The organism is Porphyromonas sp. CAG:1061, from assembly GCF_000435035.1.
Classification (GTDB): Bacteria; Bacteroidota; Bacteroidia; order Bacteroidales; family Porphyromonadaceae; genus Porphyromonas_A; species Porphyromonas_A somerae.
The window spans coordinates 1-9,175 of record NZ_HF988904.1 but is presented as its reverse complement, the minus strand read 5'-3'; the positions used below and the strand labels follow the sequence as shown (position 1 = coordinate 9,175).

The 9,175-nt window shown below is 47.1% G+C and carries 9 protein-coding genes; 6 read left to right on the top strand and 3 right to left on the bottom strand.

Annotation, left to right across the window (positions count from 1 at the left end; all coding sequences use genetic code 11):
* The 6 genes from QVO39_RS03890 to QVO39_RS03865 form a co-directional block, all read left to right on the top strand.
* On the top strand, positions 1 to 211 hold a 211-nt coding region (locus QVO39_RS03890; protein WP_288171735.1), incomplete at its 5' end, for a GDP-mannose 4,6-dehydratase.
* Positions 212 to 229: 18 nt separating this feature from the next.
* Complete coding sequence (locus tag QVO39_RS03885; protein WP_021903089.1) at positions 230 to 1,282, top strand: GDP-L-fucose synthase family protein; 1,053 nt, start codon at positions 230 to 232, stop codon at positions 1,280 to 1,282.
* A 3-nt stretch (positions 1,283 to 1,285) separates the two neighbouring features.
* The gene (locus tag QVO39_RS03880) at positions 1,286 to 1,906 is read left to right on the top strand and encodes an HAD family hydrolase (RefSeq protein ID WP_021903088.1); all 621 of its coding nucleotides are present in this window, start codon (positions 1,286 to 1,288) and stop codon (positions 1,904 to 1,906) included.
* The gene (locus tag QVO39_RS03875; RefSeq protein ID WP_021903087.1) at positions 1,906 to 2,523 is read left to right on the top strand and encodes an IMPACT family protein; all 618 of its coding nucleotides are present in this window, start codon (positions 1,906 to 1,908) and stop codon (positions 2,521 to 2,523) included. The genes QVO39_RS03880 and QVO39_RS03875 overlap by 1 nt, the downstream gene beginning before the upstream one ends.
* Before the next feature lie 85 nt (positions 2,524 to 2,608).
* Positions 2,609 to 4,273 carry a formate--tetrahydrofolate ligase gene (locus QVO39_RS03870; protein WP_021903086.1) on the top strand — a complete coding sequence of 555 codons (1,665 nt, stop codon included), beginning with the start codon at positions 2,609 to 2,611 and terminating at the stop codon, positions 4,271 to 4,273.
* A gap of 20 nt (positions 4,274 to 4,293) precedes the next feature.
* Positions 4,294 to 4,959 carry a DNA alkylation repair protein gene (locus QVO39_RS03865; RefSeq protein WP_288171734.1) on the top strand — a complete coding sequence of 222 codons (666 nt, stop codon included), beginning with the start codon at positions 4,294 to 4,296 and terminating at the stop codon, positions 4,957 to 4,959.
* A 152-nt stretch (positions 4,960 to 5,111) separates the two neighbouring features.
* Here the strand turns inward: QVO39_RS03865 and QVO39_RS03860 are convergent, their stop codons facing one another.
* The 3 genes from QVO39_RS03860 to rsfS form a co-directional block, all read right to left on the bottom strand.
* Positions 5,112 to 6,494: a tyrosine phenol-lyase gene (locus tag QVO39_RS03860; protein WP_021903084.1), complete on the bottom strand. Its 1,383-nt coding sequence runs from the start codon at positions 6,492 to 6,494 to the stop codon at positions 5,112 to 5,114.
* A gap of 98 nt (positions 6,495 to 6,592) precedes the next feature.
* Positions 6,593 to 8,623: an ATP-dependent zinc metalloprotease FtsH gene (gene ftsH / locus QVO39_RS03855; RefSeq protein WP_021903083.1), complete on the bottom strand. Its 2,031-nt coding sequence runs from the start codon at positions 8,621 to 8,623 to the stop codon at positions 6,593 to 6,595.
* A gap of 22 nt (positions 8,624 to 8,645) precedes the next feature.
* Complete coding sequence (gene rsfS, locus QVO39_RS03850; RefSeq protein ID WP_021903082.1) at positions 8,646 to 9,035, bottom strand: ribosome silencing factor; 390 nt, start codon at positions 9,033 to 9,035, stop codon at positions 8,646 to 8,648.
* Positions 9,036 to 9,175 lie beyond the last annotated feature (140 nt).

The following is a 9,175-nucleotide window of genomic DNA, read 5'->3' as shown; positions in this document are numbered from 1 at the left end:
GGGTGTGGACCGTAAGAGTGGTCGGGTATTGGTGGAGGTGGACCCTCGTTTCTTTAGACCATCGGAGGTGGAGACGCTTTTGGGAGACCCTGCAAAAGCACGTAAGGAGCTGGGCTGGAATCCGAGGGCAACCTCTTTTGAGGAGTTGGTGCAGAAGATGGTGGAGCATGATGTGGCTCTGGTACAGAGTAGTGGTGGTGCAGTGCGCTAACAGGGGGTGTGTAGGGTGATGAATAAGGATAGTAAGATATATGTGGCTGGGCATCGGGGGTTGGTGGGCTCGGCAATTTGGAACAATCTAAAAGCACGTGGGTACCATAACCTTGTGGGACGGACGCATCGGGAACTGGACCTTTTGGATCCCGTGGCTACTCGTCGGTTTATGGAGCAAGAGCAACCGGAAGGGGTTATCCTAGCGGCTGCTAAGGTGGGCGGTATTGTGGCTAATCAGCGGTATCGGGCCGACTTCATCTATGAGAATCTGCAGATTCAGCAGAATGTGATTGGGGAGAGTTGGCGGTGTGGGGTGCAGCGGTTGCTCTTCTTGGGCAGTAGCTGTATCTATCCTCGTGATGCGGCTCAGCCTATTCGGGAGGAGGCCTTGCTGACAGGGCCTTTGGAGTACACCAACGAACCGTATGCTTTGGCTAAGATTGCGGGGCTTAGACTTTGTGAGAGCCTCAATCTGCAGTATGGTACCAATTATATTGCGGTGATGCCGACCAATCTTTATGGTCCGAATGACAACTTTGACTTGGTGAATAGCCATGTGCTTCCTGCGATGATTCGGAAGATTCACTTGGCAAAGCTCTTGGGTATTGGTGACTTGGACGGCGTGAAGAGGGACTTGGCACGACGCCCTGTGGAGGGGGTTGTGGAGCCTGAGGAGTTGGCGAAGATGGGGATTTACCCTAATGAGGTAAGACTCTGGGGAAGTGGGAAGCCACTGAGGGAGTTCCTCTGGAGTGAGGATATGGCGGATGCATCGGTGCACCTATTTCTGAATACTGACGTTGCCGACCTCTACCCTAAGGGAACGGAAGAAGTACGTAATTGCCATATCAATATCGGGACAGGCAAGGAGATTAGTATCAAGGAGCTGGCTCAATTGATAGCTCGGGTGGAGGGGTTTGATGGGGTGATCTCGTGGGATAGCACGAAACCAGATGGCACTCCACGGAAGCTCTGTGATGTATCGCGACTGCATGCCCTTGGATGGAGGCATCGCGTGGAGCTAGAGGAGGGAGTGGAGCGATTGTATCAATGGTATTTGGAGAATTAGAGAGTGATTAAGAATATATTATTTGACTTTGGAGGGGTATTTGTACGACTGAATAGAGAGGAGTCGGTAAGGCGTTTTGAGACTTTAGGAGTACATGATGCAGATGGTCTACTAGATCCTTACCAGCAACAAGGTCTTTTCTTGAAGCTGGAGGAGGGACAATATGATAAGGCGGAATTTACTGAAGCATTGAACGGAGCTTATTCTCTTGCCCTTAGTGAAGAGCAGGTAGGATGGGCTTTGATGGGGTTCCTTGCCGAAGTGCAGCAGTATAAATTTCGCTACATACGCGAAGAGCTACCGAAGGAGTTACGGTTGCTGGGGATCAGTAATATCAATCCTTTTATCTGGGAGTATGCTCGGTCGGGTGAGATGATTGATGGTGGTTACTCGGTGGATGACCTTTTTGAGAAGGTCTATCCCTCCTATGAGTTTGGGGTGTGTAAGCCTGATAGAAGGTTTTTTGATCTGATTGTGAAGGAGTCGGATATCCGCCCTGAGGAGACACTTTTTATTGATGATGGTCCTGCTAATACGGAGGTGGCGAGGAAGCTGGGCTTTGTCACCTTCTGCCCTGAGAATGGTGAGGATTGGCGACCTATTTTGGATAAGATGCTGGGGTGATGGAGGAGCTGGTCTCTAGTTATCGAACTCTTAAAAGCCGTTCGGAGGCTATTTACACGGAGCAGAGGAGTAAGTTTATTGCCTTTGCAATACCAGTGGAGTCGGAGGAGGCGGCTATGGAAGAGATTCAGGAGTTGCGAAAGCGATATTATGATGCTCGGCATGTCTGCTGGGCGTACCGCATCGGGAAGGGGGAGCCTATAGAGCGACAAAATGATGATGGTGAGCCGAGTAGTACCGCAGGGAAGCCGATATTGGGTCAGATGCTTAGCTATCAGCTTACCGACCTATTGATTGTAGTAGTGCGGTATTTTGGCGGAGTGAAACTGGGTACTGGTGGATTGATTGTGGCCTATCGCACTGCAGCGGAGGAGGCGATCAAGAATAGTGAAATTGTGGAGGTGACCCTTTATAGTCACTATCGGCTTACTTTCCCTTTTGACCTTATCAATCCTGTGATGATGCTCTTGAGGCAATATGAGGCGGAAACGGTGCTGAGTGATGCGGATACGGAGGGGCATATATGGGAAATAAAGGTGCCTAATAGTAGGGCGAGGGACTTTGAAGAGGGAGCGAGTGCCATTTATCAGCTACAAATAAAGGAGGTAGCGAACTAATGGGGGTGCACCTTTGTTGTATGTGTGGGGAGGGGTAGTGATGATCGTAATGTAAAACTATAGAATAACATTGATTAACTAACTTATGAAGACAGACATCGAAATCGCAAGAGAAGCGAAACTGAAGAAGATTGACCTAATTGCTGAGGAAGCCGGTATCCCAGAGGATCGACTATCCCCCTATGGAAAGTATATGGCCAAGGTGGATAGCACTCTCCTTGAGGAAAAGCACGATGAGGGTAACCTGATTCTTGTAACAGCTATTACTCCAACCAAAGCGGGTATCGGTAAGACTACAGTATCTATTGGACTAGCACTTGGACTTAACAAGATAGGAAAGAAGGCTTTTGTAGCATTGAGAGAGCCTTCACTCGGACCAGTATTTGGTATGAAGGGTGGTGCTGCTGGAGGTGGATATGCACAGGTATTGCCTATGGACCAGATCAACCTCCACTTTACTGGTGACTTCCATGCTATTACTTCGGCAAATAATACGCTTGCCGCACTTGTGGATAACTATGCTTATCAGAATAGAAATAAGCCTGAGGGTCTCAGCAGCATCGTTTGGAAGCGTGTGCTTGATGTGAACGATCGTAATCTACGTAATGTGATTACTGGTCTTGGTGGGGTAGGTAATGGTGTGCCTCGTGAGACTGGATTTGATATTACTCCAGCTTCTGAGATTATGGCAATCCTTTGCCTGGCTACAGATATCAAGGACCTTCGCAGAAGACTTGATAATATCCTTGTGGGTTATCTAAAGGATGGTTCGCCATTTAGAGTAAAGGACCTTGGTTGCGGTGGTGCACTTACTATCCTTCTGCAGGATGCTATCAACCCAAACTTGGTGCAAACAACGGAGAATACTCCTGCCTTTATCCATGGTGGTCCATTTGCTAATATTGCACACGGCTGTAACTCGGTAATGGCTACTAAGATGGCTTTGAAGTATGGCGAATATGCTATCACAGAGGCTGGCTTCGGTGCCGACTTAGGTGGTGAGAAGTTCTTTGATATTAAGTGTCGTCACGCTAAGCTACAACCAAAGGCAAGTGTGTTGGTAGCTACTGCTCAGGCATTGAAGCTACACGGTGGGGCCGATGAGAAGAACCTTAAGACTGAAGATCTTGAGTCGCTGAAGAAGGGCTTTGGCAATATGGATCGCCATGTGGAGAACCTCCGTAAGTTTGGGCAGAGTGTAGTGGTTTGTATCAACCGCTTCCCCACTGATACGGATAAGGAGATTTCACTGATTAGAGAGCACTGTGAGCAGAACAACCTACCATTTGCAGTGAATACTGCGTTTGGCGAAGGTGGTGAGGGTGCCGTAGAACTTGCAAAGGTGGTGGTTGATACTATTGACAATAACCCTTCTAAGCCTCTACAATTCTTGTATGATAATGATATGTCTATCAAGGAAAAGGTAGATGCGATCACCAAGAATATCTACAGAGCATCGCACGTCAATTATGAAACTAAGGCGATGAAGGCGATTAAGAAGCTTGAGGAGCAGGGATTTGATAAGTTCCCAGTATGTATTGCCAAGACTCAATACTCATTTACCGATGATGCTAAGCGCTTCGGTGCTCCTGATAACTTTGAGCTTAACGTACAGGACGTGGTGGTGAATACTGGTGCTGAGCTGGTAGTGGTGATTATGGGTAGCATCATGCGTATGCCTGGTCTGCCTAAGGAGCCAGCTGCTATGAAGATGGATTTGGTGGATGGTGTGATCCACGGCCTTAGCTAATGCCTTGTACTGACCAAGAAATGAGGTCGGCAGTAGAGCAACTCCTCGACGAGTTTCGCTCTGCTGCCGACCTATCTTATAAGTCTTTCAATACCAAGCTAAAGGTTTCTTGCTATCCAGATAGCATACTGGGAATACGGATGCCAGTGGTACGACGAATAGCCCATAAACTCTCAAAGTACTTAACTTCCGATGGTGCTATTACACTTCTATACCCTCTTGCAGAAAGATGGTATGAGTACAAACTGTTGTTAGGACTGGTATTAAAGGAGGTGACGCAAGAGGATGAAGTCGGAAAAACTATCCCAGTGCTTTATTCGCTATGCGACGGATGGGCTGTATCAGACCTATACCAAGAGGTGCTTGGACATTTTGCCAAATTATGGAGCCTTGAAGAGGTGCTTTTGTCCACTAAGAAGTTTGCAACTAGTCCAAATGAGTTCGCTCGTAGGCTCTCCATCGTTGCTTACTTTCCACTGTTGCGACAAGAGCTGGTCAGTGTCGAGCAAGTGCTACAGCATATTGCCCTACTAGAAAATGATTCTGCCTACTATGTGGAGATGGCTAATGCGTGGTTGCTTGCCGAAATCAAGCTGACCCACCCAGAGGTCTCGCCTGTCATTTCTAACGCTTCACTTAAAAAGCGATATCACCAGAAGCTACGTGAGTCGCTTCGCCACCACTAATAAAACTCTAAAAAGAATGCAGTACCGATCTTGTAACAGTCTTTCATAGTGGATGGCGACTTATTTCGTGCTCATTTGGGTGGGTGGATATTAGAGTAGGGGAGTAGAGCTGTGGAATTAGCTCTACTCCCCTGTTATATGAAGTGTCTTAATTAGATCTCTTCAAAGCGTGCGGTGAAGAACCGAAGCTGATGAGGCTCGTAGGTGAATCGTAGCCCCTTGATCGTCTCGGCATGGCGATAAAGCTTGATCACCGACTCTGCTACCACCTGCATATGTGCATAGGTGTAAACTCGTCTTGGAATGGTGAGCCGTACTGTCTCGAGCTTTGGCCTATGGTTTTCCCCGGTCTTAGGATCTCTACCTGCGCTTACAATTCCCCTCTCCATAGAGCGTACGCCGCCCTCTACATATAGATTTGCAGCGAGTGCCTGTGCTGGGAATTGATCTTGTGTTAGGTGCGGACAGAAACGACGTGCATCAATAAATACAGCATGCCCTCCAGTGGGTTCTACGATAGGTACCCCTCCCTCACGGAGTAGGTCACCAAGATAACGTACTTGGCGAATGCGGTGCTCAATGTACTCAAATTGAAGTGATTCCTTGAGCCCTATTGCCATAGCTTCCATATCCCTACCAGCCATACCTCCGTAGCTTGGCATTCCCTCGAATACTACCACTAGTTCCTTGGCTTTTTGGAATAGCTCCTCATCATTCATACAGAGGAATCCACCAATATTCACGATACAATCCTTCTTACCACTCATGGTGCAGCCATCGGCGTAGCTAAACATCTCGCGCACAATCTCCTTGATGGTCTTATCGGCATAGCCCTCCTCTTGCTCTTTGATAAAGTAGGCATTCTCTACGCAACGTGTTGCATCGAAAAAGACCTTTACCCCATACTTATTGCAGATATTCCGCACCTCTCGCATATTCTTCATTGAGACTGGCTGTCCACCAGCGAGGTTTACCGTTACTGCAAGGCAAACATAGGCGATGTTTTCCGCTCCCTTTTCCTTGATGATCTGCTCTAACTTCTCCAGATTGATATCCCCCTTGAAAGGAATAGAGCAAGAGGCGTCGTGTGCCTCATCACGGATAATATCCAAGAAGATAGCCCCATTGGCTTCTTGATGGTAGCGAGTAGTGGTAAAGTACATATTACCCAGTACATATTGTCCTGGCTTAATGGCAATACGACTTAAGATGTTCTCTGCACCACGACCTTGGTGCGTAGGCACTAAGTGCTTAAAACCAAAAATGTCTTGAACGGTCTCCTCAAGGTGATGGAAATTGCAACTTCCTGCATAGGCTTCGTCACCAATCATCAGTCCACTCCACTGCTTGTCGCTCATCGCATTGGTTCCAGAGTCGGTCAGCAGGTCAATATAAACATCTTCCGAATTGAGTAGGAAGGTGTTGTAACCTGCTTCCTTGATAAGTCTTTTTCGCTCCTCAAGCGAATTCATCTTCACAGTTTCTACAGCCTTAATTCTAAAAGGCTCGGCTGGATACTTGTTTAGGTCTAGCATATTTGTTTTAGGTTTAAGAGTTAATAAAATAACTATCTCCAGTCTGCCTCAAATATACTATTATTCTTCCAACCGCCAAACTATTTAGACTGTAAAAACTATTCCTTTTCCGTTGCCTCAGTAGGGGTTTCTATTGTAGACTCCTGCTCTTTTGACTTATTTTCCGCATCAAGCAATTGATCTGCCCTAGACTTCCACGGTCTTTTACCAAGTATTTTCTCCACATCTTCGGTGAAAATCACCTCCCTACTAAAGAGCAAGTCAGCAATCTTTTGGTGCCCGTCTCTATGCTCCATAAGTATCTGCTTAGCACGCTCATACTGAGTATTGATGATTTGTAGTACCTCCTCATCGATCATCTTAGCCGTTGCTTCACTATAAGGCTTTGTAAATCCATATTCATTTTGGTTATCCTCATAGTTGATATTTGGGAGCTTCTCACTCATACCGAAGTAGGTGACCATAGCTTGTGCCATCCTTGTTACCTTCATCAAGTCATTGGCTGCCCCAGTAGAGATCTTACCGTAGGTGACAAATTCAGCTGCTCGACCTCCTAGTGTAGCACACATCTCATCCAGTAGTTGCTCCGTAGTTGTGATCTGTCGCTCTTCAGGAAGATACCACGCTGCACCAAGTGAGCGCCCACGTGGCACAATCGTGACTTTGATCAATGGATTGGCATGTTCTAGAAGCCAACTAACAGTAGCGTGCCCTGCCTCGTGGATTGCGATAGCTCGCTTCTCCTCCTCCGTGGTGATTTTGGTTTTCTTCTCCAGACCGCCCACGATCCTATCAATGGCACTCATAAAGTCCGACCCTTGGATCACCGACTTATTGGCCCTTGCGGCGTGTAGTGCTGCTTCATTACAAACATTGGCAATGTCGGCACCCGAGAATCCTGGCGTCTGACGAGAGAGTAGGTCAATATCCACCGTATCATCCATCTTAAGCGGACGCATATGCACTTGGAAAATCTCCTTCCGCTCATGCACATCTGGTAGCTCCACACTGATCTGGCGGTCAAAACGACCTGCTCTAAGGAGTGCTTTATCTAGAATGTCTACACGGTTGGTCGCAGCGAGGATAATCACCCCGCTATTAGTGCCAAAACCATCCATTTCAGTAAGCAGTTGGTTGAGCGTATTCTCACGCTCATCATTGCCACTAAAGCCTGCGTTCTTGCTTCTTGCTCTACCGATGGCATCGATCTCATCAATAAAGATGATGCTTGGCGACTTCTCCTTGGCCGTTTTGAATAGGTCCCTAACTCTTGAGGCACCCACACCCACAAACATCTCCACGAAGTCTGAGCCCGAGAGCGAGAAGAATGGCACCCCCGCTTCTCCAGCTACTGCCTTTGCAAGGAGTGTTTTACCAGTTCCTGGAGGTCCTACAAGCAGAGCTCCCTTAGGTATTTTACCTCCCAATTCAGTGTACTTCTGAGGCTCCTTAAGGAAGTGAACAATCTCCTCCACCTCCTGCTTTGCGCCACTTAGTCCTGCCACATCTTTGAAAGTGACCTTCACTCTATTCTCGGCATCAAATAGCTGTGCTTTAGACTTGCCTACATTAAATATGCCACCTCCAGAGCCACCTGAGCCTCCACCCATGTTGCCCATCATGCGTCGGCTCATCCAGACCCAAAAGAATATAATAATCAAAAGGGGCAAGAAGCTAATAATGATATTGAGCAAATTAGCGGTGTTATTGACATAAGAGACCTTGGCCGAGATAGGCTTCTTCCCCGCCATGATCTCCTGATAGAGGTCATTGAAAGCACCGGCTCCAGGAATCTCCGACGTCACCTCAATCTTAGAGAGTAGGGAAGGACGCTTCTGATCCTTTTCCTTACTAGCAATTTGGTACTTCTTTGCTTTTGACTCAGCCTCCTTTTTGACTACAGCATGCACAGTGCCTTTAGAGCTATATACCGTCACCTCTTCAAAGAGGTCATCTTGGAGCATCGCTTGAAAACGGCTCCACTCCACCTCTTCTCCACTAGAACCATTTGAGAAAAGCAAAATCCCCAAAATTGAGAGTAGCATCAGGGTATAAACCCATCCCAGTCCAAATCCCTTTTTCTTCTTTCGATTTGGAGAGTTTTTTGGATTATTTTGTTGTAGTGCCATGACCTTGTTATTTCTTTTTTACTTACTCCTCATCAGGGATGATTGTCTGCTTTGCATCTGCCCACATTTGCTCCAGCCCGTAGTAGTTTCTAAGCTCAGGCACCATGATATGAACCACTACATCTACGTAGTCCATAGCTATCCACTCACCTGATCCTGTATGGGTGTGTATTGGTTTTTCGCCTGTCAGCTGGAGCACCTTATCCCATACCGCCCCTTCGAGGGCACCTACCTGCGTTGCCGTATTGCCTTCTGCCACTATCATATAGTCACAAAAAGCCTCCTCCACACTCCTCATATCTATGAGAGTGATGTGCTTACCTTTCTTCTCCTTGATTCCCTCCACGATAGCTTCTGTAAGCGCTATTGTTGTCTTATTTGATGTTTTCAATGGGTGATTACGTTCTGTCACTGATACTTAAATTTTACATTCCACAAATGTACCAAAAAATAACCGTCGCAGTGCCAATTGCCACTTCTTTTTGCTCTAGTTAGTAGTAGAGATAGGATTACCCCTCTGGAGACTGTTGCACGAAGGCGATCTGCTACGTT